The organism is Candidatus Magnetaquiglobus sp. (genome assembly GCF_058402785.1).
Genome location: NZ_JBZVFG010000006.1, coordinates 1 through 25,793, shown reverse-complemented (window position 1 = coordinate 25,793; position 25,793 = coordinate 1). Strand labels below are relative to the sequence as shown.

General features: G+C 61.7%; 17 protein-coding genes. 8 read left to right on the top strand and 9 right to left on the bottom strand.

All coding sequences use genetic code 11. The features are described 5' to 3' along the window. Nucleotides 1-448: 448 nt before the first annotated feature. On the top strand, nucleotides 449-3,574 hold the full coding sequence (locus ACV4UY_RS03425; protein WP_491606253.1) for a multidrug efflux RND transporter permease subunit: 3,126 nt from the start codon (nucleotides 449-451) through the stop codon (nucleotides 3,572-3,574). A 16-nt stretch (nucleotides 3,575-3,590) separates the two neighbouring features. Here the strand turns inward: ACV4UY_RS03425 and ACV4UY_RS03420 are convergent, their stop codons facing one another. The 5 genes from ACV4UY_RS03420 to folE2 all read right to left on the bottom strand — a co-directional run bounded on the left by ACV4UY_RS03420 (nucleotide 3,591) and on the right by folE2 (nucleotide 8,395). Continuing rightward, a complete protein-coding gene (locus ACV4UY_RS03420) occupies nucleotides 3,591-3,923 on the bottom strand; it encodes a hypothetical protein (RefSeq protein ID WP_491606252.1) in 333 nt (110 codons plus the stop codon). Nucleotides 3,924-4,474: 551 nt separating this feature from the next. Beyond that, nucleotides 4,475-5,362: an SIR2 family NAD-dependent protein deacylase gene (locus tag ACV4UY_RS03415; RefSeq protein ID WP_491606251.1), complete on the bottom strand. Its 888-nt coding sequence runs from the start codon at nucleotides 5,360-5,362 to the stop codon at nucleotides 4,475-4,477. Next, nucleotides 5,359-5,868 carry a chemotaxis protein CheX gene (locus ACV4UY_RS03410; RefSeq protein ID WP_491606250.1) on the bottom strand — a complete coding sequence of 170 codons (510 nt, stop codon included), beginning with the start codon at nucleotides 5,866-5,868 and terminating at the stop codon, nucleotides 5,359-5,361. Before ACV4UY_RS03410 ends, ACV4UY_RS03415 begins: the two co-directional genes overlap by 4 nt. Beyond that, the gene (locus ACV4UY_RS03405; RefSeq protein WP_491606249.1) at nucleotides 5,853-7,604 is read right to left on the bottom strand and encodes a proline--tRNA ligase; all 1,752 of its coding nucleotides are present in this window, start codon (nucleotides 7,602-7,604) and stop codon (nucleotides 5,853-5,855) included. The genes ACV4UY_RS03410 and ACV4UY_RS03405 overlap by 16 nt, the downstream gene beginning before the upstream one ends. Beyond that, nucleotides 7,601-8,395, bottom strand: coding sequence for a GTP cyclohydrolase FolE2 (gene folE2, locus ACV4UY_RS03400; RefSeq protein WP_420904995.1), 795 nt, complete (start codon nucleotides 8,393-8,395; stop codon nucleotides 7,601-7,603). Before folE2 ends, ACV4UY_RS03405 begins: the two co-directional genes overlap by 4 nt. 217 nt (nucleotides 8,396-8,612) lie before the next feature. On the opposite strand from folE2, the gene ACV4UY_RS03395 reads away from it, so the two are divergent. Together ACV4UY_RS03395 and ACV4UY_RS03390 are read left to right on the top strand one after the other, a co-directional pair. Continuing rightward, complete coding sequence (locus tag ACV4UY_RS03395) at nucleotides 8,613-9,482, top strand: NAD(+)/NADH kinase (protein ID WP_491606248.1); 870 nt, start codon at nucleotides 8,613-8,615, stop codon at nucleotides 9,480-9,482. 145 nt (nucleotides 9,483-9,627) lie between these two features. Next, a complete protein-coding gene (locus ACV4UY_RS03390; RefSeq protein ID WP_491606247.1) occupies nucleotides 9,628-10,425 on the top strand; it encodes a hypothetical protein in 798 nt (265 codons plus the stop codon). A gap of 126 nt (nucleotides 10,426-10,551) precedes the next feature. Here ACV4UY_RS03390 and ACV4UY_RS03385 read toward each other — a convergent pair whose 3' ends face one another. Next, nucleotides 10,552-10,800 (bottom strand): hypothetical protein, encoded by a 249-nt coding sequence (locus ACV4UY_RS03385; protein WP_491606246.1) that lies wholly within the window; start codon nucleotides 10,798-10,800, stop codon nucleotides 10,552-10,554. Between the two features lie 646 nt (nucleotides 10,801-11,446). Here ACV4UY_RS03385 and ACV4UY_RS03380 point away from each other — a divergent pair. Continuing rightward, nucleotides 11,447-12,277 (top strand): flagellin N-terminal helical domain-containing protein, encoded by an 831-nt coding sequence (locus ACV4UY_RS03380; RefSeq protein WP_491606245.1) that lies wholly within the window; start codon nucleotides 11,447-11,449, stop codon nucleotides 12,275-12,277. A 52-nt stretch (nucleotides 12,278-12,329) separates the two neighbouring features. Here ACV4UY_RS03380 and ACV4UY_RS03375 read toward each other — a convergent pair whose 3' ends face one another. Next, the gene (locus ACV4UY_RS03375; protein WP_491606244.1) at nucleotides 12,330-13,607 is read right to left on the bottom strand and encodes a glycosyltransferase; all 1,278 of its coding nucleotides are present in this window, start codon (nucleotides 13,605-13,607) and stop codon (nucleotides 12,330-12,332) included. A 295-nt stretch (nucleotides 13,608-13,902) separates the two neighbouring features. Between ACV4UY_RS03375 and ACV4UY_RS03370 the strand changes: the two genes are divergently transcribed. The 4 genes from ACV4UY_RS03370 (at nucleotide 13,903) to ACV4UY_RS03355 (ending at nucleotide 21,762) form a co-directional block, all read left to right on the top strand. Next, entirely contained in the window at nucleotides 13,903-15,054 is a 1,152-nt protein-coding gene (locus tag ACV4UY_RS03370) for a sensor histidine kinase (RefSeq protein ID WP_491606243.1), read from the top strand. 9 nt (nucleotides 15,055-15,063) lie between these two features. Continuing rightward, a complete protein-coding gene (locus ACV4UY_RS03365) occupies nucleotides 15,064-15,483 on the top strand; it encodes a YqaA family protein (RefSeq protein ID WP_491606242.1) in 420 nt (139 codons plus the stop codon). 73 nt (nucleotides 15,484-15,556) lie between these two features. Further along, nucleotides 15,557-19,060 (top strand): PAS domain S-box protein, encoded by a 3,504-nt coding sequence (locus ACV4UY_RS03360; protein WP_491606241.1) that lies wholly within the window; start codon nucleotides 15,557-15,559, stop codon nucleotides 19,058-19,060. After that, nucleotides 19,057-21,762, top strand: coding sequence for a CHASE domain-containing protein (locus tag ACV4UY_RS03355; RefSeq protein WP_491606240.1), 2,706 nt, complete (start codon nucleotides 19,057-19,059; stop codon nucleotides 21,760-21,762). Before ACV4UY_RS03360 ends, ACV4UY_RS03355 begins: the two co-directional genes overlap by 4 nt. 184 nt (nucleotides 21,763-21,946) lie before the next feature. On the opposite strand, the gene ACV4UY_RS03350 is transcribed toward ACV4UY_RS03355, so the two are convergent. Both ACV4UY_RS03350 and ACV4UY_RS03345 read right to left on the bottom strand, forming a co-directional pair. Next, nucleotides 21,947-24,361, bottom strand: a complete 2,415-nt coding sequence (locus ACV4UY_RS03350) for a methyl-accepting chemotaxis protein (protein ID WP_491606239.1) — start codon at nucleotides 24,359-24,361, stop codon at nucleotides 21,947-21,949. Nucleotides 24,362-24,847: 486 nt separating this feature from the next. Beyond that, a complete protein-coding gene (locus ACV4UY_RS03345) occupies nucleotides 24,848-25,720 on the bottom strand; it encodes a CheR family methyltransferase (protein ID WP_420904984.1) in 873 nt (290 codons plus the stop codon). Between the last annotated feature and the right edge of the window lie 73 nt (nucleotides 25,721-25,793).

Genomic DNA, 25,793 nt, shown 5'->3' with positions numbered 1-25,793 from the left:
CCCCATCATGCAGGTTTGGAAACGACCCTCGCATCTTGCGCACGACGCTTAGAGGCGATTTGGCAAATGCCAAACAGCCTCTAAGCAGGGGGATGTGATCAACGGGCTCGTTTCGGATAGTTTCGGCTTGCGGCAGGGTTACTCCCAGGAGGCCAACAGGCCATCGAGTGTGCCAAGGCCTGGATGCGTGGCGATTTTGCGGCCCTTCCCGCCCATTTGAATACCAGACAGGCCACCTATAAGGAACTCCAGGTGCCAGATGTATCAGGACAAGGAGATTACCCTGGCCGGACTGGAAAAAAAGGCTCCGCTGATCGCGCGGGCCGTGCGGAAACAACAGCTTTTGAGTCAATAACGTGCATGATGGGGGGAGCCCCCTCACCCCACCGACCGTGGATCTTTCCTCGCGGGAGTTGCACGGTCACCTGAATGGTTTTGGAATCGCGCCATGCTGCCTAAATTTTTCATCGACCGACCGATTTTTGCCTGGGTGATCGCCCTGGTGATCCTTTTGGCCGGGGGACTCTCCTTCAACAAGCTGCCCGTGGCCCAATACCCGGATGTGGCACCGCCGGCCATCACCGTGACCGCGGTCTATCCGGGGGCCTCGTCGCAGGTGGTCGAGGAGACCGTCACCTCCCTGGTCGAACAGGAGATGAACGGTCTGGAACGGCTGCTCTACATGGAATCGACCAGCGATGCCCTGGGCGCCATGACGTTGACCCTGACCTTCGAGACCGGCACCAACCTGGATATCGCTTCGGTGGAGGCGCAAAACCGCATCAAGCGCGTGGAGGCCAGATTGCCGGAGGAGGTGCGGCGCCAGGGGGTGACGGTGACCAAGGCCCGGCGCAACTATTTGATGTTCATCACCATCTACTCGCCGGACCAGAGCCAGGATTTCATCGCGCTGGGCAGTTACACCGCCGCGTCGGTGCTCGAACATCTGCGTCGCGTTCCCGGCGTGGGCGAGGCGCAGCTTTTCGGCACCGAGTATGCCATGCGCATCTGGCTGGATCCGGCGCGCCTGACCGAGTTCGGCATGTCACCCGGCGAGGCGGTACGCGCGGTGCGTGCCCGCAACACCCAACTGGTCACCGGCGAGCTGGGCAACCTGCCGGCCCTGCCCGGACAGCAGATCAACGCGCCGATCCTGGTGAAAACCCGCATGACCAGCCCCGAGGAGTTCGGCGAGATCATCCTGCGCGCCGATCGCGACGGGGCCACGGTGCGGGTCAAGGATATCGCCAGAGTGGAGTGGGGCGCCCAGGAGTATGCGATTCGCGCCCGTCTCAACGGCCAGTCCACCGCCGCGGTCGGCATCAAGGTGGCCCCCGGCGCCAATGCCCTGGAGACCGCCGAACGGGTGCGCGCCCGCATGGGCGAGCTGGAGAAGTTCTTTCCAGCCGGCATCGCCTGGGATATCCCCTACGACACCTCGACCTTCATCAAGATCTCCATCCACGAGGTGGTCAAGACCCTCGCCGAGGCGATGGTGCTGGTGTTTCTGGTGATGTATCTGTTTTTGGGCAATCTGCGCGCCACCTTCATCCCGGCCATCGTCGTGCCGGTGGCCCTCACCGGCGCCCTGGTGGGGATCTATCTGTTGGGTTACTCCATCAACGTGCTCACCCTGTTCGCCATGGTGCTCTCCATCGGCATCGTGGTGGACGACGCCATCGTGGTGGTGGAGAACGTGGAACGGGTGATGGCCGAAGAGCACCTGCCGCCCCGCGAGGCGACCCGCAAGGCGATGACCCAGATCTTCTCCGCCATCATCGGCATCACGCTGGTGCTTCTGGCGGTCTTCATCCCCATGGCCTTCTTCTCGGGGAGCGTGGGCGCGATCTATCGGCAGTTCTCGGTCACGCTCGTGTTGACCATGATCTTCTCCGTGCTCATGGCCCTCACCCTCACCCCGGCTTTGTGCGCCACCCTGCTCAAGAACGAACACGTTACCGGGACCTCCGGGCTCGGTTTCGGTCCCCTGGCCCTTTTCGCCCGGTTTTTCAACAGTTCCACCCGTGGCTATCGGGGATCGGTGGGGTTCATCCTCAAACGCCCGTTCTTTTTCATCCTGCTCTATCTGGCGGTCGCCGCGAGCGCCGGGTGGCTGTTCCTGAAACTGCCCAACGGCTTTCTTCCGGACGAGGATCAGGGCTATTTCGTCACCATCATGCAACTGCCCCCCGGTGCCACCCAGGAACGGACCCTGGAGGTGCTCGCCGAGGTGGAGAAACACTATCTGCAACAACCCGGCGTGGCCAAGATCGTCGGCGTGGCCGGGTTCAGCTTTTTCGGACGTGGCCAGAACTCGGCCATCGCCTTCGTGCGTCTGAAAGACTGGAAGGAGCGCACAGCGCCGGAGCTTGCGGCAGGCTCCCTGGTGATGCAGGCCAACATGGCCCTCTCGCGCATCAAACAGGCGTTGATCTTCGCCGTCAACGTGCCGCCCATCCCGGAATTGGCGGCGGTGGGCGGGTTCGATCTGCGCTTGCAGGATCGGGTCGGACTGGGACGCGACCGCCTGCTCGATGCCCGCAACCAACTCCTCGGCATGGCCGCCCAGGATCCGGTCCTGGCCGGAGTCCGCCCCGAGGGGCTGGAGGCCGGACCGCAGCTGCTCCTGAAGGTCGATCACACCAAGGCCAACACCCTCGGGATCGACCCCGACGAACTCAACGAAACCCTCCAGGTGGCCCTCGGTTCCGCCTACATCAACGATCTCACCCGCGATGGACGTATCCTGCGCGTGCTCATGAGCGCCAATGCCCAAACCAACGCCGAACGCGAGGCGATCCTGCAAGTGCGGGTGCGCAACCGCGCCGGCGGCCTGATCCCGCTCTCCGAGTTCGTCACCAGCGACTGGATCACCGGTTCGCCCAAGCTCGACCGCTACAACGGCATGCCGTCCATGAAACTCTCCGGCAATCCGGCGCCGGGACGCAGCACCGGCGAGGCCATGGCCGCCATGGATCGGCTGACCAGACAGCTCCCGTCCGGCTTTGGCTACGAGTGGTCGGCCACCTCCTTCGAGGAGTCTCTCTCCGGGGCCCAGGTGCCGATGTTGTTCGGATTGTCGCTTTTGGTGGTGTTTTTGTGTCTGGCCGCCCTCTACGAGAGCTGGTCGATCCCGTTCGCGGTGATGCTGATCGTGCCGATCGGTCTGTTGGGCTCGGTGGCCGCGGTGATGGTGTTGGGCATGCCCAACGACGTTTATTTCAAGGTGGGACTGGTGGCGATCATCGGATTGTCGGCCAAGAACGCCATTTTGATCGTCGAGTTCGCCCGAACCCTCTCCACCGAGGGGAGCATGTCGCTGATCGATGCCACCCTGGAGGCGTGTCGCATGCGATTCCGGCCCATCGTCATGACCTCGGCGGCCTTCATTCTCGGCGTGCTTCCCCTGGCCACCTCCACCGGCGCCGGGGCCAACAGCCGCCGCGCCATCGGTACCGGCGTGATGGGTGGCATGCTCTCGGCCACTGTCCTGGGTCTGTTCTTCATTCCCGTGCTGTTCGTGGTGGTGCGCCGGCTCTTTCCGGAGAAGCGCCGGATCGAGTCGGAGAGCTGAGGAATCAGGCGTGGGTTTATGTCTCCTGGGGCATGGGCGGCAGTTGATAGAGCCGGACCAGATCGCCGATCCCCTCTTCGACCGTTTTTGGATCCGAGACCAGTTTCTTGATGCGTCGTAAACTCTTGAAGGCGTCGCAATCGCTGCCTTTGCACTTGTCGCACTTTTTGGTTTTGAAATCCTGGTCGTGCAGGTTGGGCAGGTTGTCGAACAGCCAGAAGACCCGGTGACTGAACGTGGACTCGCGGGTGATCTGCATCAAGAGCGCGACCTTGATGGCCAGCAGGGTATCGTGCTCGTTCTTGCAGACCATCCCGGAACGTTTGGACTCCTTGGATTCCTTGGGCACGGGTTTGCATGCTCCTTTTTGACAAGGGATCATCGATGACAGCGGTTTGTAACGTGCGTGATGGGAGGAGAACCCCCTCACCCTCCGACCAAGGACCTCCCTGATGGGAGTTCCATGGTAAACCGCACCCATCACGGGATGCGTCGTTCCATGATCAAGGGGCCAGGGGGATTGTCCCCTGGTGGGGATCCAAGGGCAAAGCCCTTGGGACTTTGTTTTTGACGTTGGCGCGCTCTTCTCAAAGAAGCATTTTTCGCGTTTTTTGCGGAAAATGCGCCGCGCGCATTAAAATCATCTTAAGCTTAAGCATGCTTCTCATCTTTTGTCAAAAAAAACCAGAAGGAACACCCTGTCGAACGGTTTCTGCTGGAACCGCGTCTCAGTCTGGATCCGGCAGTTGCGGGTGATGGCATGAGCCAACAGATGGGTTCATAGGGTGAATTGCAAGAGATCGAAATGACCTTGCCGGTGATAAGGTTTTCTTTCGGTTAGCCAGATGAATCAATAGGTTGTTGTGGGTGGTGCCCGCAACTGCCGGATCTGGGTTCCGATCAATGTTGGGAGTCGGATAGGGTGTCTGCGGCCTCTTGGTGGGTGATGAGGTTCCGGATTTGCGTGATCGCGGCGTTTCCACCCATGGGCAGGGCGATGTGACGGCCAGGCGGGATCCAGCTGTCGCGGGGATTGATGCGGATCAGACGGGCGGCGTATTTGCGGGCGAAGTGCTCCGAGCTTTGGCGGATGGTCGGCACCGCGTTGCCGGCGCCGATCTCGAGGATCACCAGGCGCGCGTGCTGAATATGGGCCTCGGCGAGCCAGTGCTGCATGCGGGCCTCCTGTTCGGCGCTCCGTTTTTCCAGCCAGTGGCCATCCGAAAACATCAGGATGTTGGGACGGGCCAGGGCTCCGCAGCGGGGACAGACGGGCAGGGACCCGGTGACGCGGAAGCTTTCGGGGTCGATCTCCAGGGAGAGCCGTTCGGCGCTCCAGATTTCCGGGGAGCAGGGACGGGTACACTGGAGTTGGTGGATCGAGCCGTGACACTCGGCGACCCGCTCCTCGGGCCAGCCGGCCTTCTGGAAATGCCCATCGACATTCGAGGTCAGGACAAAGCCGCCGTGCGGTTTCTCCCGAGCGATCTGGAGGAGTTGGGCGAACCCCGCGTGGGGGTGGACGCGGCGGTAGAGATCGAGTCGATGGCCGTAGAAGGCCCAGGCCAGGCGTGGATCGCGGCGGAACCAGTCCGGGTTGGCCATCTGGGGAAAGGAGAGTCCCAGCCGGGCGATGACGGGATAGGCGTCCCAGAACCCCTCCTTGCCGCGAAAGTCCGGCAGCCCCGAATCGACCCCCATGCCCGCCCCGGCGGTGATCAGGAGCGCGTCGGCATCCAGGACGGCATGGGCCGCGAAGATAAGGGGATCGTCGGGCAGGGTGCTCATGCGCCAGCCTTGGTCAGGGCGAAATCGAGAGGAAAGAGCATCTCCGCGGCAAAGGGATCTCCCTCCAGGGTGAACGCCTGATGGACGATCACCACCGCCGCGTCGTGTTCCGGGAAGGGTTCGCCGGGGGTGACACGGGTGGGAGGGGTCATGCCCACGGTGCCGTGGCTGCGATCCTCGAAGCGGGTCACCATGCCGCCGGCGATCATGTTGGCCACCTCGCCGAAGGCATCCCCCAACTCGTCGTCCCACGTCTCGCGGGGGTCGCCGAGCAGCGCGCCGGCCAGTCGCAACGCCGAGGCTTCGGTGGCGATCAGATGGAACCGGGCGACGATGCCTCCGTCGAGCGCGATCCAGGCTCCATGGGCCATCTCCACCCCGCAGGGCCCCAGCGAGATCTCTCCCGCCCCGATGGGCACGAACAGCATGGTTTCGGCGATCTCCTGGATCGCTTCGCCGATGGTCGAGCCGATCTCCAGCAGGAACTCATTCAGTTTTTCGTCCATGGTCCAACTCCGCCGGACTCCTCCCCGGCCAGCTTGCCGAGCAGGTCGCGCAACGTCGCCAACGCCTCGGCGACCGGCACTTGCAGCGGATCGCCCCCCTTGCGGATCTGGATTTCCACCTTGCCCTCCTTGAGGGCGCGTCCACCGGCCATCACCCGCAGCGGACAGCCGATGAGATCCGCATCCTTGAACTTCACCCCCAACCGATCGTCGCGGTCATCGAGCAGCGCGCCGATCCCCATGGCGGTCAATCCGGCGTAGAGGGATTCGGCGGTCTGGACCGAGAGCGCATCGTTGGGGTTGGCCAGCAGGATCTCGACTTCGAAGGGGGCGAGGGCCACCGGCCAGATGATGCCGTTGTCGTCGTGGTTCTGCTCGATGGCCGCGGCCACGATGCGCGAGACGCCGATGCCGTAGCATCCCATGATCGGGGTGCGCTCCTTGCCTTCGGGATCGAGCACGGTCACGTTCAGGGCCTTGGAGTATTTCTCGCCCAGTTTGAAGATGTGTCCCACCTCGATGCCCCGATCCAGTCGCAAGTGTCCCTCCGCGCAGCGCGGGCAGGGGTCGTCGGGTTGGACGTTGCGCAGATCGGCACGGGCGGGTCTGGGCAGATCCCGCTCCCAGACCACGCCGGTGAGGTGGTGATCGGTCTGGTTGGCCCCACAGGCGAAGGAGACGAGGGATTCGGTGGCCCGATCGGCCAGGATCGGCAGGGTGGTTCCCACCGGCCCCACGTAGCCGACCGGCAGGCCGCCGGTCAACTCGGCGATCCGGCCCGGTTCCGGAACCTGGACCGTGCCCACCCCCAGGGCATTGGCCGCCTTGACCAGGTTGAGTTCGTGATCCCCGCGCAACAGCAGCAGATGGGCCCGTCCCTCGGCCTCGACCACCAGACACTTGACCAGTTGCGATTCGGGGAGATTCAGGAAGGCGCTCACCTCCTGGATCGATTTTTTGCCGGGGGTGGCGACCAGACGCATCGGTTCGTCGTTGGGCGTGGCGCTGGCGGGCAGGGGGGCGCTGGTGGCCTTTTCCAGGTTGGCCGCGTAATCGCAGCGGGTGCAGGAGGCGATCACATCCTCGCCCGAGGAGGCCAGCACATGGAATTCATGGGACGAGGAGCCGCCAATGGAGCCGGTGTCGGCCTCCACCGGACGGAACCCGAGTCCGCAGCGTTGGAAGATGCGCGTGTAGGCGGCATGCATGGCCCGATAGGTGACATCCAGCCCTGCGGCGTCCATGTCGAAGGAGTAGGCATCCTTCATGAGGAATTCGCGTCCGCGCATGATGCCGAACCGGGGCCGGATCTCGTCGCGGAACTTGGTTTGGATCTGGTAGAAGTTCACCGGCAGCTGGCGGTAGGATTTCAGCTCCCGGCGTGCCAGATCGGTGATCACCTCTTCGTGGGTGGGGCCGAAACAGAACTCCCGTTCGTGGCGGTCGAGGATGCGCAGCAGTTCCTTGCCGTAAAAATCCCAGCGGCCCGACTCGCGCCACAGCTCGGCGGGCTGCACCGCCGGCATGAGCACCTCCTGGGCGCCGGCGGCATCCATCTCCTCGCGGACGATCGCTTCGACCTTGCGCAGGATCTTCAAGCCGACCGGCAACCAGGTGTAGATGCCCGAGCCGAGGGGCCGGATCAGACCGGCGCGCAGCATCAGCCGGTGCGAGACGGTGTGCGCCTCGACCGGGGCTTCCTTGAGGGTGGGGATCAGGGCGACGCTGAATCTCATGGGGTCTCTTCCTCCCGGCTGCTTTCGATGAACGCGTAGGCCGAATGGTTGTGAATGGATTCGAAATTCTCCGCGGCCACCGAAAACCAGGAGATGCGCGGATCGGCATCCAGGGTCGCGGCCACGGAACGAACCATGTCCTCGACGAAGCGGGGGTTGTCGTAGGCTTGTTCGGTGACGAATTTTTCGTCCGGGCGTTTCAGGATCGGGTAGAGCTGGCAGGAGGCGTTGGACTCCACCTGCTCGATGATCTCCTCGACCCAGACGAATTTTTTGAAACGGACCCGTACCGTGACATGGGAACGCTGGTTGTGGGCGCCGCGTTCGGAGATCTCCTTGGAGCACGGGCAGAGGGTGGTCACCGGCACCGTCACCTCCAGGATCATCCGGTAACGCTTCTTGTGCAGCGTGCCGATGAAGCGCACCCGGTAATCCATGAGCGCGGCGGCACCCGAAACCGGAGCCGATTTGCGCAGAAAATAGGGGAATTCCAACTCGATGTGGGCCTCCTCGGCGGTGAGCCGATCTTGAACCTTGTGCAGCAGGTCCGGCAGGCTGTCCACGGAAATGGCTTCGTCGTGCTCCGCCAGCACCTCCAGGAAACGGGACATGTGCGTTCCCTTGAAGTGGTGCGGAAGGTTGACATACATGTTGATCGATGCCACCGTGCGTTGGCTGCCCCGGCTGCGATCCTTGACCACGATCGGATAACGGATCCCCTTGACGCCCACGCGATCGATGGGCAAACGGCGATCATCCGGTTGTGATTGAACATCCTGCAAAGGTTCCATCCGCGACTCCATCCGGGGATACTGGAAAAATGAGACCCAACGGCGTAAACAGTCAGTCTATGACGAATCCCGGATGTTGGGCAAGAGCTTGGCTTTCGGTAGCAACGATCCGGGGATTTCATTTCCCATGGAACTCCCGAAGGGAGGTCCATGGGACGGGGGGTGAGGTGGGGTATCTCCCCATCATGCAAGTTATTTGATTGGAGTCGAGCGCGCAATGGATATGCATCATATCGGCATCATCACCAAACTGTCCGACCCGCGTGCCCTGGAGGCGACGCGACAGCTGGCTGAATGGTTGCACCAGGATGGACGCCGGGTGACCGTGGTGAACGAAATCGCCCAGGCCGCGTCGATCCCCAAGCAGTGCGCGGCGCGCAAGGTCCAGGAACAACTCCCCGAGGGGCAGGACGTGGTGGTGGTGATCGGCGGGGATGGCACCTTCATCGCGGCGGCGCGCGCGGTCGAGGAGGTGGATGTTCCGTTGCTGGGCATCAACATGGGGCGGTTGGGATTTTTGACCGAGACCTCCCGCGACGACATGTTCGAGGCCATGACGCGGGTGCTGGCAGGCGAATACCGCGTCGAGGAGCGGATGCGCCTCTCCGTGCAGGTGATGCGCCAGGGACGCATTCCTCTGACCTGTCGGGTGCTCAACGACGTGGTGGTCCACAAGGGTGAGTTGGCGCGCATGATGGAGTTCGACGTGGCCATGGACGATCAGTTCGTCTTCTCCAGTCGCGCCGACGGACTGATTGTCGCCACGCCCACCGGTTCCACCGCCTATGCCCTTTCCGCCGGGGGGCCGATCCTCCATCCGTCGGTGAACGCCATCCTGCTGGTGCCGATCTGTCCCCACACCCTCACCAACCGCCCCATCGTCGTCCCCGGCATCGGCACCGCCTGCATCACCCTGACCGCCAACGGACTCGATCGGCTGTTGACCCTGGACGGCCAGGCCGGTTTTGCGCTTGCCGATGACGATCAGATCCTGGTGCGTCGCTCCACCCATTCGTTGCGGGTGTTGCACGCGCCGGACCGTAACCACTACACCATCCTGCGCGAAAAGCTGCGTTGGGGGGAGTGATTCTTGTAACGTGACATGATGGGGGGAGAACCCCCTCACCCCCCGACCGTGGACCTCCCTTACGGGAGTTCCACGGTGCGGTTTGGCAGAATTCGTCGCGCCGATGGGAACCGCGGTCAAGCCTTGATCTCTCAAGGAGTGGAAGATGGAACAAACCGATACGCAAAACCGTTCGTTTCCCGTGTGGGGCACGATCCATGCGGTCTGGTGGCTGTTGCGCACCGATGGCAAGGCGATGGTGCGGTTCGTCTGGCCGTGGCTGTTGGGGTGGTTTGCCGTGACGATCTCTTTTCCGGTCTGGGAGTGGCTCACGCCTGTCCTGTTTTCCAACCTGGCGATTCGCCAGTTCATGGAACAGGGAGGGGTGATCGGCGCCTTTCTGGTCACGGTTCCGGTTTCGACGGTGTTGATGCGTTGGGCGGTGGAAGGGGCACAGAACCGGATCACCGTGGGTGCGCGTGAGTTGTCGTATGTGAAGTATATGGTTTATATTCTTTTTATGGTGTTTGCATTTGGGGCGTTGGCCTTTATTTTTGTAAAAATGGCCATCCAGTTCTATTATATCCCAATCATCCTTGAACTCGTCATTCTTTTGTATCTGATTCCCAGGCTCTCCCTGTCGCTGGTGTATGCGGCGCTGGGAGTTGTCGGTTTTGAGTTCTACGAGGTGTGGCGTGTGACCCGCGGGAATGGGTGGCGGTTGGGCGGTGTCGTGGCGGTGGTGAGCGTGCCGCTGATGATCTTGAGTGCTGTGTTGCCGACCCTCACGTTTTTTTTCCAGATCCAATCGGGCACGCTCGTCATCCTCTCCGCTGTCATCAATCTTGTGTCCGATGTTCTGTTCATGATCGTGATGCCGATCACCTTGGGTGTGATGTACCGCTGGTTGCGGGAGTTTGGCCCCAAGGATCCGGATGAGCCGGAGGCGTGCGTTCCGGGTTGAGGCCGGATCCCTGCCGGGAGGGACGACCGATCCCGGGGTCAAAAAAAGAAACGGCCCGTTTCCCTTGAGTGGAAGACGGGCCGTTCTTCGTTTCGCGCGCGCGGATTTTGAGAATGCGCGCCGGGATCAGCGGGCACGGTGCGCGACGGGACGGATGCCATCCGGACGGAAGGTCTCGATCAACTGATTGTGAACCTTCTCGACGATCGCCAGCACGCGGCGCAGTTCCGACTCGGCCAGACGGTGCAGGGCGGTGAGTTGCTCGAGCAACGCCAATTCCGTGTCGCTCAGGCGGCTGAGGATGCGCTTGAACTCGCTCTCGGTCAGGCCGAGATGTTCGATTTTTTGCAGGGTTTCGTTGATGCGTTGTTTCATGGTGACGCTCCATGGCAAGAAAAAGGGTGTTCATGAGGGTGGTTGCGGCCACCGGATGAACGATTGACAAGCAAGGAGCAGGCCAAGAGATGAGGATGGGGTGGGTTGGTCGCGTGCCGCCATCCAAGCGAATGAAAAAATTCCCTTGATCGACGGTATCGGATCGAAACCGACGCGACTTGAGTTGAAAATCGGATTGGAATTTTTTTTTCTTTCCAAGCCGGTCATCCGGCTGCGCGCGCGCCTTCATCGCGACATGGCGCGGCACGGAGCAGGTGATTCGTGTTGCAGGGAAGAATCAATTGATTGAAAATCAACAAGAAACCCATAAAATTTTCGTGGCACAAATCACCCCTTATCGGATTCATCGGTTTTATCGTATTGCTACTTTAGTAAAAAGAAATACTGTATGAAATACTGAAAAAATCAACCAACCTCGAACAAATCAACTTTGTCAAGTTGATTTGTTCGAATAAAAAATCAAAAACAGCCCATTTTTTTGTTAAGATTGTCTTGAGGTGGGTCGATAAACAGGGCAAGACGAACCGGAACCGGCATGACCGGGTTCGAACAAATCAACTCGTCACGCGCCTGTTCCTTGGATCACGAATGCGCATCACCCACTATTTGTCAGGAGTCTTGAATCATGGCGATTTCCATCAATACCAACATGGCCTCGATCATGGCGTACAAGGGGCTGCAATCCACCTCGAATGCGTTGGGAAAAAGCATGCAACGCTTGGCCAGTGGCCTGAAAATCAATACCGCGCGGGATGACTCTGCCGGTCTGGCCATCGCCACGCGCATGCAGGCCCAGATTCGCGGTCTCAACGCGGTGCAGCAGAATGCCAACGATGGTGCCTCCTTGAGCGACGTGGCCTATGCGGCCCTGGCCGAGACCGACAATGCCTTGCAGAGCATTCGGGAGATCGCCGTGGAGGCGCGCAACGCCACCCTCTCCAGCTCGGATCGTACCGCCCTGCAACTGACCGTCTCCGAGTTGGTCTCCGAGGTGCAACGCATCGCCACCGGAACCGCCTTCAACAAGATCAACCTGTTGACCGGATCGTTCGCCAACAAGTCGTTCCAGGTGGGTGCCAATGCCGGGGATACGGTGACGTTCACCATCGATACCGCCAGCCTGGAGGGTTTGGGTATGGGGGCCGCCGGGGTCAACGCGGATGTCACCACCGCCGCCTTGGCCAGTACGACCATCACGACGATCGATACGGCCATCAGCAGTGTCAGTGCCATTCGCGCCCAGTTGAGCGGCATGCAGAGCCGTTTCGAGTCGGTGCTTGCCACTGCCACCGCCACCGCCGATGCCTACACCGCTTCGCGCTCCTCGATCATGGATGCGGATGTGGCCCTGGAGTCGGCCAACATGACCAAATATTCGATTTTGCAGCAGGCGGGTATTTCGGTGTTGGCGCAGGCCAATCAGCAGCCGAGCATGTTGTTGAAGCTGTTGGAATGACGCTTCGTTTCGGGCGCCGGCGGTTCGCGTCGGCGCCCGAAGGGTGGCGGGATCATCGCGAGGCGGGAAGCAGTTGGTCGAAGAGCGTGGCCAGTTTTTGGGCCTGGAGGCGTCTGGAAAAGCCGGCGACCACGGTGGGGTCCGGGAGTTGCGGGGTTCCGGCGCGCAGATGCTCCAGGAACGGGACGAGGGCGGCTTGAAGGGCCGTTTCGTCGTTCAACGAGGTGATCGACTCCAGACCCGCCTGCCGCAGGATGCGCGCCGAATCCCCGTGTTGGCCGGTGAGCGCCAGGATCGGGCGCCGGGCGCGCAGGTATTCGAAGAGCTTGGCCGGGATGAGGTGATCGAACCCCTCGCCCTGAAAGAGCAGCAGACCATCGACCTGGAACATCTCCTGGATCGCCTGAAGATAGGGCAGGGCCGGCGCGGTGACCACCATGTCGTTCAGTCCCCGCTTGCGGATCATGGCCTGAATGATCTCGTCGTGGGCCGTGGCGCGCAGAATGATCCGGAGTCCGATGCGCTTCGGGCCGTTCTCGTCGGGTGAGCCGATCGCGCCAAGGCGGCGCAGCTCCGCCAGGACGTTGAGAAACGCGCCGGGATTGCGTTCGTCGCCACCGGTGTAGAGCGTGCCGCCATGCACCAGGGTCAGGGGTTCGGGGTTGGGCAGGAGCGGTTTGGAGAGCGCGTCGCAACGGCGGAAAATCCGTTCGTCGTAGCCGTTGAGGATGATCTCCCATTTTTCCGCCGGAATTTCCGGGTAACGGGTGCTCAAGAAACGGTGCAGTCCGGGTGTGGTGACCGCGATGCGCGTGCAGCGTTGGATGGTCTTGCGTTCCAGGTTGGCGAAGGTTCTCTTGAGCGTGGGATCGGTCGGGTGTTGCCCGGTGACCAGCGGGTCGCGCAGGTCGGCCACCCAGGGGATGCCGGTGAGTCGGTGCAGGGTGCGGGCGATCAGCAGCGTGGTGGGGATCGGATAGGTGCTCCAGATTACCTGGGGGCGGTGTTCAAGGATCAGACGCAGCCCCTGGATCACGGCGCCGGGATACCAGCTTGACCAGCGGTCCGGCCAGGCGGTCAGACGGGCATAGCGACCGCGAATGGCCAGATGGCGTCCCGAGTCCAGGGCGAATACCCGTTGCACCCGGATATCCGGGGGGATCTCCTCCTCCTGGGCCGGGTCGATTCGTTCGTGGGCCTGGGCGCGGGTGGTCAGAACGATCGGCTCCCAGCCGAACTCCGGCAGATCCCGCGTGAAACTCAATGCCCGATGGGTGCCGCTCGCCAGCGCGGGGGGATAGTGAAAGGCGATCATCAAGACGCGTTTCACCTTGGATCCTCCTTCGGGTTTGCCATGGTCGGGGCGTGCATGGGGTCTCCCCTTGTCAGCAAAGTTTGGCACGTTTTGTCTCATCCTTCGGTTGTCCAGCCCCGTTCGGTTGTCGTTCCCAGCCAAGATTACCGGAATCCACCTCCATTTTCCATGATCCTTTAACGGAATGTTGCCGGGGATGCCCCCGGGAGCGTGGATCCCGCCATTGACCGCGCCGGACCGTTTGCCCATAATGATTTTCATGTCCCAGGTGCGTCCGAGGGGCGTCGGATCGGGTTGAGGGGGAGGGCCGGTGAAGGAAGGGAGTGAAGTCGTCTCGAAGCTCGCCACCCAGGAAGGGATGGATCCGCCCAACCCTGCGGGGGATCCCCAGCCCGACCAGCCTGGCCATCAGCTTGCGCCGCTTGACGAGGAGCGGGCCCGTTTCGAGCGCGAACGGTCCGTGACGCGCCGCGCTCGCGAGCGGTTCGTCGCGATTGCCAGCCACGAGTTGCGCTCCCCACTGAATGCCATTGTCGGCATGCTCGATCTGCTGCATGCCACCCGTCTGGAGGCCGAACAGAGCGCCTGTCTGGATGTGGCCCGGCACGCCGCCGGTCATCTCCAGACCCTGGTGAATCTCCTGCTCGATACCGCCCGGATCGAATCCGGCGAGTTGTCGCTTCGGGAGACCCCTTTCAAACTGGTCGAACGGATCGAGGCGTGCGTGGGACCCCATGAGCGGCGCGCCCGTGACAAGGGGGTGATCTGGCGCACGCGGATCGATGGGCAGCTTCCGGAGTGGGTGCGGGGCGATGCGACCCAGGTGGCCAGCATTCTGGATGCGCTTCTGGATAACGCGGTCAAGTTCACTTCCGAGGGGGAGATCACCCTCGAGGTGCGTGTCGCCAGTCGGGAGCCGGGACGGGTGGTGGTGGTGCTGGCGATCCGGGATACCGGCATCGGCATCCAGCCCGGACTGGAGGCGCGGATCTTCGAACCGTTTGTGCAAGGAGATGGCGAATCGACCCGCAGGCATGGCGGCATGGGGTTGGGATTGAGTCTGGCGCGTGGCCTGACCGCCCTTCTGGACGGCAAGGTCTGGTATCGGAGTGCGCCGGGGGTGGGATCGACCTTTTTCGTGGCGTTGCCATTCGGCGTCGTGCCGACCCCGGAGGCGGTGCAGGCCGAAACCGGAACCGCGAATGGGGCCTGCGAGATGGCCGTGACCCGCGGCGCGGATGCCGGTGGCCTGAGCGCCGGCATCCGCGAGCTGATCGCCCTGATCGACGCGCGGGATCCCAAGGCCGAAAAACAGGGCGCCCGGTTGGCCGTGGCCCTGGCCTCCACCCAATTGCGCGGCTCCCTGGCCAGCGTGGTCCAGGCCATCCGTCGGGAGGACTACCCCGCCGCCGGAACCCTGGCGCGCAAACTGTCCAAGGTTTTGGCCGTTCTGAACGGATAGCGCACCGGCATGGACGCGGGACTCCTCTCACTGTTTCTGGCCGCGCTGCTGGCGGCCACCATCCTGCCCTTCTCCTCCGAGGCGCTCCTGGCCGGCATGGTCTTGAACGGCTCCTTCGCCCCCTGGCATCTCTGGGTGGCGGCCACCGTCGGCAATGTCCTCGGCGCGCTGATCAACTGGTATCTGGCCCGGTTCTGTCTTAAATTTCAGGATCGGCGCTGGTTTCCGGTCGATGCCGAGACCCTGCGCAAGGGAGGGGAGCGGTTTCGCGTCTGGGGCGAGTGGAGCCTGCTCCTCTCCTGGGTGCCGGTGATCGGCGATCCGCTCACCTTTGCCGCCGGGGTGCTCGGGGTGCCGATCTGGCGGTTTCTGTTCTGGGTTTCCCTCGGCAAGGGGGGGCGCTATTATCTGGTATTGACGCTGTTATGAGGGTGACCGTGGGAATCGGATGCGCTGGAAGGGCTTCCTTGCAAGGGGGCCGGTCTGGGCGGGGAGGAGACGGGTGAGCATCAACCTGGCGGATCTCGTCGATCCGCGCCAACTACAGAGCATGGCGGAGGCCCTGTATCGGATCTCCGGCATCCCCATCGGCATCATCGGCGTCGATGGCCGGGTGCTGGTGGCCACCGGCTGGCAGGAGGTCTGCGCCCACTACCATCGCGTCCATCCCGCCTGTCTGGAGCGTTGTCTCGCCTCGGACCGTCACATCGTGAAGACCCTCCCAACCCTCCCCCCGGATGGCTACATCGAATACAAATGCCTGAACGGCATGTGGGATCTGGCCATCCCCATCCTGGTGGACGGACACCATCTGGCTACCTGCTTTCTCGGTCAGTTCTTCTACGAGCACGAACCCATCGATCGCGCCTTTTTCCGTGAGCAGGCCGGCCAGCACGGTTTCGATCCGGATGCCTATCTGGCCGCGATCGAAAAGGTGCCGGTCTTCTCCAAGGAGAAGGTCCAGGGGATCATCGCCTACAACCGGCAGTTGGTGTCGATGATCTCCGAGTTGGGCCTGAGCCATCTGCGCCAACGGGAGCGGGCCTCGCGTCTGGAGACGATGCACGCCCAGCTCCTCATCGAAATCGGTCAGCGCATCGCCGCCGAGGAGGCGCGCGATCGATTCTTCAACCTCTCCCCGGATCTCTTCGCCATTCTGAGTCAGGACGGTCGCCTGTTGAATTTCAATGCCGCGCTTTGCGAGGCGCTGGGGTACTCCAGGGAGGAGCTGGCCGAGATGCCCCTGGATGCCCGCATGCACCCGGAGGATCGCGAATCGGCCCTCCAGGAGATCCAACGGGTGTTTTCAGGCGGGGAGCCCGGCGTCTTTACCTTGCGCCTGATCGATCGGAGCGGCAATCCGCTCTGGACCGAATGGACCGGGGTGGTGGATGGTCAGTCGCTGCATGTGGCCGGTCGCGATGTCACCGAACAACACCGGCAACAGGAGTCCATGGCGCGCGAGATCGAGGCGCGCAAGCGGGCCGAGGCCGATCTTCTGGCCACCCGTGACCAGTTGCGGCTCCAGATCGCCTGCATCAACCGCATCCAGGGGTTGTTCATCGGAGAGTCCGACCCGGACGAACTGTTCGAAACCCTGCTGTTCGAGATCCTCACGCTCACCGCGAGCGATTATGGCTTCATCGTCGAGGTGCGCCGGCAAACACCGGGGGAGGTGAATCTTGCCTGTCTCTCCGTGTTGACGCGCGATGGCGAGGGGGTGTTGCGTCCGGATGGGGAGGGAGGGGTGGCCTCTTCGTGGTGCGTCGCGGGGGATCACTGCCTGTTCGCGCGGTTGATCGACACCGCCCAGCCGCTCTTCGTCAACGAGGTGGATGCCAGCCTGGCACAGTGCGGCCTGCCGCGGGGACATCCCCCGATCCGCGCCATTCTCGGCATGCCGATCAAGCGGGGCGGGGAGATCCTGGCGGTGCTGGGTCTGGCCAACCGACCCGCCGGATACGACTCCGGCATGATCGACTATCTGGAACCGGTGGTCGCGGCCAGCGCGCGGATTATCGAAGGGTTTGGCAATCGGCGCCGCCGCCTGGAGACCGAAACCCTGCTGCGCAAGAGCGAGGAGTTGTTGCGCGCCACCTTCGAATCGACCCGGAGCGGCATTCTGGTGGTCGATCGTCACGGTCGCATCCTGCGCACCAATGCCCGTTTTCGGGAGATGTGGCGCATTCCCGCCGATCTGCTCGCGGATGGTCGCGATGAGGTTCTGCTGCCATTCGTCATTCGCCAGCTCAAGGATCCGGATCGGTTCCTGGCGCGGGTGAAATCGATTTACGAAACCGACGACATCGATGTCGATCTGCTGTCTTTCATCGATGGACGGCTTTTCGAACGCTATTCCGAGCCCCTTTCCGGCGAGGGCGAAACCCGTGGCCGGGTCTGGATCTTCACCGACATCACCGAACGGATGCGCGCCGAGGCCGCCGTGGCGGAGAACGAACGGCGTCTGCGCGAGATCGCCTCGACCCTGGCGGAAGGGTTGTACACGGTGGGTCGCGACTGGCGCATCACCTTCATCAATCCCACCGCCCTGCGCATCCTCGGCTGGCGCGAAGAGGAGGTGCTGGGCCACTCTTCCCACCTGCTGTTCCACCACTCCTATCCGGATGGCACGATGTATCTGGCCTCGGATTGTTATATCTCCGAGGTGATGAAGGGCACGGTGGTCAACACCGATGCCGATTGGCTGTGGCGCAAGGATGGCACCTGTTTCCCGGTGGCCCTGATCGCATCGCCCATCGAGCGGGATGGCGCGATCCAGGGGGCGGTGGTGGCGTTTCGAGACATCACCGAGCGCAAACAGGCCGAGGAGGAGCTGCGTCTCGCCAAGGAGCAGGCCGAACAGGCGGCACGGGTCAAGGGAGATTTTCTGGCGGCGATGAGCCATGAGATCCGCACCCCGATGAACGTGGTGCTGGGCATGTCGGAGTTGTTGCTCGAGACCCCCCTCGATGTCAATCAGCGTCGCTACGCCGAAACCATGCACCACTCGGGCAAGGCGCTGCTCGGGGTGCTCAACGACGTGCTCGACTTCTCGCGCATCGAGGCCGGACGCTTCTCCCTGCTCGATCTGCCCTTCTCCCCGGTGCGGGTGGTCGAGGAGACCGCCCGTCTGATGCGTGTCGCCGCCCGCGAGAAGGGGTTGGTGCTGGGCGAGACCATTGCCGTCGATCTGCCCGAGCTGGTCTTGGGCGATGATGGCCGGGTGCGGCAGGTGTTGTTGAACCTGTTGAGCAATGCCATCAAGTTCACCCATCAGGGCAGGGTGGATGTGGGGCTCTCCTGGTACGATCCGGGACAGGATGCGCTGTTGTTTCAAGTCGCCGATACCGGCATCGGCATCTCGGAGGAGCAGGCGCGCAATGTGTTCGAGCAGTTCACCCAGGCGGATGCCTGGATCACGCGCCGCTATGGGGGCACGGGGCTGGGATTGGCCATCTGCCGGCGGCTGGTGGAGCTGATGGCGGGACGGATCTGGGTGGAGAGTCGGCTGGGCGAGGGGAGTCTGTTCCGGTTCGTGCTGCCGGTCCGGCGGGTCATGAAGCGCGACGCGACCGCATCCGGGGAGACGGTATCCGTGGCGTCGGTCGAGGAGCGTCCACTACGGATTCTGTTGGCCGAGGATGTGGAGGAAAATCGGGAACTCATGGCCGCCTACCTGGCCAAGACACCCCATCGGCTGACCATGGTCGAGGATGGGGAGGAGGCGGTGCGACAGGTACGCGCGGAGCCGTTCGATGTCGTGGTGATGGATGTGCAGATGCCGGGCATGGACGGTTACACGGCCACCCGTCTGATTCGCGCCTGGGAGGCTGAACAGGGCCGCTCTCCCCTGCCGGTCATCGCCCTTTCCGCCCACGCCATGGAAGGGGAGATGGAGCGCAGTCGCGAGGCGGGTTGCACTCTGTATCTTTCCAAACCGATCCGCAAGAAGGTGTTGATCGATGCCTTGCGCTGGATCGGCTCCAGGGCTGGGGGGCAGGCATGAAGGAACGTCCCCATTTTTCCCATTACCTGGAGCTGTTGCATGGTCGGGTCACCGGCTGGGTGATTCTCGTCATTTCGGTGATCATCACGGTGCTTGCCTGGCACACCTCCAACGCCTATCAGGAAAAACGGGCTCAGGAGCGGTTCGATTTTCGGGTCGAGGAGGCCAAGTGGTCGATCCTGAAGCGTATGCGCGAGTATGAGCAGGTGTTGCGCGGCGGGGTGGGGCTGTTCAACGCCTCGGACGAGGTGACCCGGAACGATTGGCATCGCTATGTGACCACGCTCCGGATCGATACCTACTGGCCCGGCATTCAGGGGATCGGTTTTGCCTATCTGTTCGCGCCCGAGCATAAACAGGCGCTGATCGATCAAATCCGCGCCCAGGGGTTCCAGCAGTTTGATGTGCTCCCTTTCGGGGAGCGGGATCCATACAGTTCGATCATCTATCTGGAGCCCTTCGAGGGACGCAACCTGCGCGCTTTCGGTTACGACATGTGGTCCGAACCGGTACGGCGCGCGGCCATGCAACAGGCCCGCGATACCGGCGAGGCGGCTCTCACCGGCAAGGTGACCCTGGTGCAGGAGACCGAACGGGATGTGCAGCCGGGCGTTCTGATGTATCTGCCGGTCTATCGGGATGGCATGGCCACCACGAGCGTGGAGGAGCGGCGTCGCGCTTTGTTGGGATTCGTTTACAGTCCGTTCCGGATGCGCGATCTGATGGAGGGGATTCTGGGACTGGGCGTCCCGGATCTCGATTTCGAGTTGTACGATGGCATGGCGGTCGAACCCGGTCAACAACTGCACGCCACCCATCCGGATCGAGTCGTCAAGTCCGATGCGCGCTATGCGCGGGAGAGTCGTTTGGAGTTGCCGGGCGGACGCATCTGGCTGGCGCGTTTCACCTCCCGTCCCGAATTCGAGATCGAGCTGGCGAGTCGGCAACCGTTGATCATCGCGCTTCTCGGCATGCTGGTGGACCTTCTGTTGTTCGTCAACGTGCTTGCCCTTTCCGGACAGAAGGAGCGGGTGCAGCACAAGGCCGAGGAGATCGCCAGCGCCTTGAACCAGGCCGAACGGCGTTATCGGCAGATGGTGGAGAATGTCCGGGATATCATTTTTCAGACCGATGCCGAAGGTCATTGGACCTTTCTGAACGCGGCCTGGGAGGAGGTGAGCGGTTTTCCGGTCCAGGAGTCGGTGGGACGGCCATTCCTTGACAATGTTTATCCGGACGACAGGGAGCGTGCCATGGCGCAGTTCGCCAAGATGATGCGTGGCGAATTGCACTATCTTCAGGATGAGTATCGGGGCGTGCATCGCAACGGCGAGATGGTGTGGGTGGAGGTTTATCTCTCCGTATTGACCGACGACCGGGGCGTGCCGATCGGGAGTTCCGGGGTGTTGCGCGACGTGACCATGCGCAAGCAGGTCGAGATGGTGATGATGCGGGCCAGAGACGCGGCGGAATCGGCCAACCGTGCCAAGTCGGAGTTTCTGGCCAACATGTCCCATGAGTTGCGTTCGCCGTTGAACAGTCTGTTGATTCTTTCGACGTTGCTCTCCAGGGATGCCAATCTGACCCCCGAGCAGTTGGAGTCGGTGCGGGTGATTCACGAGAGCGGTCGGGATCTTTTGAACATGATCAACGACATTCTCGATCTTTCCAAGATCGAGGCCGGGCGCATGGAGTTGGTGGCCGATGAGCTGTATCCGGACCGTTTCGTCCGTGAACTTTTGGATCCGTTTCGTGTTTTTGCCACCAGCAAGGGGGTGGGGTTGGCCTGCGAGCTGGTTGGGGAGTTGCCGGAGGTATTCGTCACGGATGGCGGCAAGCTCAAGCAGATCTTGAACAACTTTCTCTCCAACGCCTTGAAGTTCACCGATTCCGGTGGGGTGATGTTGCGGGTTCGCCGGGTGGAAGGGTCTGTCGGCAGGCGGGTGTTGTTGTTCCAGGTCGAGGACAGCGGGATTGGCATTCCGGGGGACAAGCTGGATATGATCTTCGAGAGTTTCCGCCAGGTCGATGGGGCGATGAGTCGCAAATATGGGGGGAGCGGTTTGGGTTTGTCGATCGCGCGCAAGCTTGCCGATCTTTTGGGTGCTCGGATCGAGGTGCGCAGTCGCGAGGGACGAGGCAGTCTTTTCTCCCTCACCCTGACCGAGATGGAGCGTTCGGTGTTGGCGATCCCTTCGGATCCATGGGAGTTTTCGTCTCCGCCGGGTGATGGGGCGAAGGTGGATGGGGTGCTGATGCAGGAGCCCAAGGAGGCGGCTCAACCGGAACCGTTGCGTATTTGCGGCAAGCCGGTGACGGTGCTGGTGGTGGATGACGACATGCGCATGGCCTTTTCCATTGCCAGCGGTTTGCAGAAGCGTGTGGAGCATGTTCTTCTGGCTGCCAACGGGGTGCGGGCTTTGCGGGAGTTGGAGAGTCATCCCGAGGTTGATGCCATGGTATTGGACATTCGCATGCCGGAGATGGACGGTTTGGAGACCATGCGGATGTTGCGGGCGGATCCTCGGTATGCGCATCTGGTGATTCTCGTTCTGACTGCTCGGGCTGCTCCGGAGGATGAGGTGCGGTGTCTGGAGGCGGGTGCCGATGCCTATCTGGTCAAACCGGCCTCGATGGAGGTGATCTGGAGCAGGCTTGAAGCGTGTCTCGTGATGCGGGAGGGGGATAAGGGGAGGAGATAAGGGGAGGGTGACCGTGGGTGCGTGGTAGCGCGGTCAGGATACCAAGTGTTGCAGGGGACCGGGGAGCGCAAGGTACCCGGCGGAGGTTCGGAGGCAGAGCCTCCGAGGTTTTGTCTTTACCTCTGGGCTTCGCCCCGAACCCCACCAGGGGCCATTGGCCCCTGGACCCCGCCAGTTGTTCCGCCTAATCCCTCCTCTGCCCCTCCTCTACCGATGTCCGTACCCGATTGGCCGCCTGCGCATACAGCTGATCCAAACCAAGAAACAACTCCCGCCGCAAATTGTCAAAACGATCCATCTCCGCGACGGCAGTATCCAACTCCTGTCGATCCGCTGCCGAAACCACCGCACGGGCAGTCTCGTGAACCGCCATGTGTACCGCACCCAACTCCCGGAAGACCTCCAGATCACCGAAACGGGCCGTTCCCTCCCCATCATACCACTTGCCAAAGTCGCACTCGTGACCGCTGGCGACCTCCTGGGGACGCAGACGCGCACGCCCACGCACCACATGCTCCAATCGCCCCAGCCACTTCATGTGCGCCTGCTTGACCATACGCGCGTCAAAGGGGGCCGCCCCCACATCCTTGCCCTGCAAGGCTTCGCTCAACGCCGCGCTGGTCTCCTGACTCACCACGGTCAACTTGCCCGCATGACGGATCGATCCATCCAGGAAATTAAGCAGTTGAATCGAGCGCATCATCATCTTTTGTACCTCGACCGAGGAGGTGTAGATCTCTACCGATGAGAATTGCATCGCCTGGGCACTCTCTTGCGCCAGATTCGAGAACTCTGCGGCGCGTGCGGCGTTCGTGGCCACATTGCCGGCGGAACGGGCGATCTCGGTGGTGCCCAAAGCCGCTTCCTCGGCGGCACGCGCCACTTCGTTGGCCGCCTGCAACAACTCCGAAGCGTTGCGCGTCACCTCGTCGGTCGATTGCGTGACCCGATCCATCGATTCGGTGATCTTCGTGACCGAACGGGTCTGATGATCCACGGAACGGGCAATCTCCAGATTCATGTCGGCAATGGTCTGGATCACATCGACGATCCGGTCCGCTCCGTCGGCCACGGTCTTGGAACGGATCTGCATCTGATCGATGCGTTCGCCAATCGTCACCGTCGCGTCCGAGGTCTGCTTGGCCAGCGCCTTGACTTCGTTGGCCACCACCGCGAACCCCTTGCCGGCCTCGCCGGCACTGGCCGCCTCGATGGAGGCGTTCAAGGCCAACATGTTGGTCTGCTCGGCGATGGCGTTGATCTCGCCAACCACATTGCGAATATCCTGGGCCGCGTTGGTCAACTCCTGAATCGAGATCACCATCCCCTGAGATTGATCGTTGGCCTCTTTGGAACGCTCCTCGGCCATGCGGCATCGGTCGCGGATTCCGGCCTGCTCCCCGGTGACGCTCGCCAAAGCCCCGGAAACCGACTGGATGGCCTGATTGACACTGGCCAGATTGTCGTTCACCTGGGCCAGATTGGCGCTCATCTGCTCGGCGGCGGCAGCCATGGTCTGCACGTTCACGCTGGCCTGCTCCGAGGCCGCCGCGATCGAGGAGACATCCCCGGACAGGGTGCCGGCAGCCTGGGTCACCTCCTCGACATGCTCCTTGGTGATGCTGATCTTGACGTTGAGTTTCTGACTCTCCTCATCCAGGTGGTCGTTCTTGGCCACCACCTTTTCCGCCAGATCGAAGGTGAGCCTGGAATCTTCGCCCAAGGTCTCCTTGAGAAGCATCTGCTCGTCGGCCACGGCCTGAATGGTGGCCGATTGCAACTGAATGGTGCGCACCATGTGGGTCAGACCATCGGCCATCTGGTTGATGCCGACACCGATGGAGAAAATTTCGTCGTGTTTGGGCGGGATGTCGATCCGTGTGGTCAGGTTGCCCCGCGCCATCTCCCCGACCACCTGCTGAATCCGGTTGATCGGTTGGATCACGCTTCTGGAGATGACCCAGGCCAAGAATCCCATGACCGCCAGAAAGCCCCCGATCGCGCCCAAAAAACGCAGCGACTTGAGCCGGAATTCGCTCTCCACGTCATCCACGTACAGGCCGGTTCCGACGATCCACTGCCAGGGCTCGAACCCCTTCACATAGGAGATTTTCGGTTGCGGCTCGTCCATGTTCGGCTTCGGCCAGCGGTAATCCACGAACCCGGCGCCAGACTCGCGCACGGTTTTGACGAACTCGTTGAAGAGAAATTTGCCGGCAGGATCCTTGAAGCTGGAGAGATCCGTGCCATCCAGCTTGGGTTTGTAGGGGTGCATCACCATGTTGGGATGCATGTCGTTGATCCAGAAATACTCGACCTCGCGATAGCGCATGGACTTGACGGCAGCCTTGGCCTGTTGCTGGGCGGCCTCGCGGGTGAGTTCCCCCTTGGCCTCCAAGGCCTGGTAGTGTTGCAGCACGCTGTACGCGCTCTCCACCAGAACGTTGGCGAGCATTTTTTTATGGTCCATCAGATCGCGACGTTCGATGCCCAGCTGGATCATCCCACCGGCCACGATTCCGATGAAGATGATGATCAGCATAAGCCAAAGGCGCGTATTGACACGCAGTTGTTGCAAGAATCGAAAGATACGCTCCATGTGCGACGCTTCCCATGTTGAAAGATGCTACCAGAGAGTCGGTATCGGACTGATTTTTCCGAAGAGGTTGTTTGGCAAATGCCAAACAGCCGACGCGGGCCGGGCCATTCATGGCCTGCCAAATTGCGCGGCAATTTGAGAAGCATGAATCATTTTTTCGATTCGTGCAGGTTTGGTGATTCCATTCATGGAATCACCAAACAGCCTCTTAATATAGGCATGATGCAAGCGTGGGTATCTTATGGGATGGTCAGGTGGATCGCAATGAAGAATTTACGATGGTTTGTTCGGTTTTTTTTGTGACACCACGCATGATCAATGAATTTTTGGATTGATAAAACGGGTATGCGGGTGTTCAGGTGACGACAAAGGAATCCATGGATGATCCGGATGCACGTTGTTTCGTTCGTCAAGCGCCAAGACGCGCCCGCACGGAATGGCGCGCACGAATCTCCCTGCCACCCCCGCGCGTGTCGGGTTCGGGTCTCAACCGGGCAGACGATAGATGGTGGGCGCGGCCTGGACCACCGGCACCTTGAGGTTGTTCAAGGTTTCGGAGTGGCCGACGAACAGATAGCCGCCCGGCGAAAGATAGCGGCAGAACTTGTTGATGAGCCGCTCCTGGGTGGGGCGGTCGAAGTAGATGATGACGTTGCGACAGAAGATCACATCCATCTTTTCGCGCAGGCCGAAGTCGGCATCCATGAAGTTCAGACGCCGGAAGTTGACCATGGCGCGGATTTCCGGGGCGATGCGCACCAGTTTTTTGGTGGGATCCTTGCTTTTGAGGAGATATTTGCGTTTCAGGGTCAAAGGAACCGGACCCACCTTGTCCATGTCGTAAACCGCGTCCGAGGCGCTGCGCAGCACCCGGCTGGAGATGTCGGTGGCCAGGATGCGGGCCCGGAAATTGATGCCCGGATAGTGCTGGGCAAACTCCTTGAGCACCATGGCCAGGGTGTAGGGCTCCTCGCCCGTGGAGCAACCGGCGCTCCAGATCATCAGTTCGCGGCGCACGCCGGCACCCGAGGTTTTGATCAATTCCGGCAGGACATTTTGGGCCAGGTATTCGAAATGGCCCGGCTCGCGGAAGAAATCGGTCTTGTTGGTGGTCACGATGTCGATGAACTGGATCAACTCCTCGCCGGAGTGTTCCGGATCGAGCACCCAGTCGATGTACTCCTTGAAGGAGTGCAGACCCACCTGCCGGAGCCGTTTCTGGATCCGGGCGGTGAGCATGGTTTTTTTGCTGGGCGGCATCATGATGCCGCACTGCGTGTAGATGAAGTCGCTCAGACGTTGGAAATCCTTGTCCGAGATCCCGGCATGCGGGTCGTGATCAGCACCAAAGGCATTCATGTGACTCGTAATCCCGTATTAGGGCGTGTTGACATTCAATAATAATATCAACCCTATTCAAGCCAGATCATAA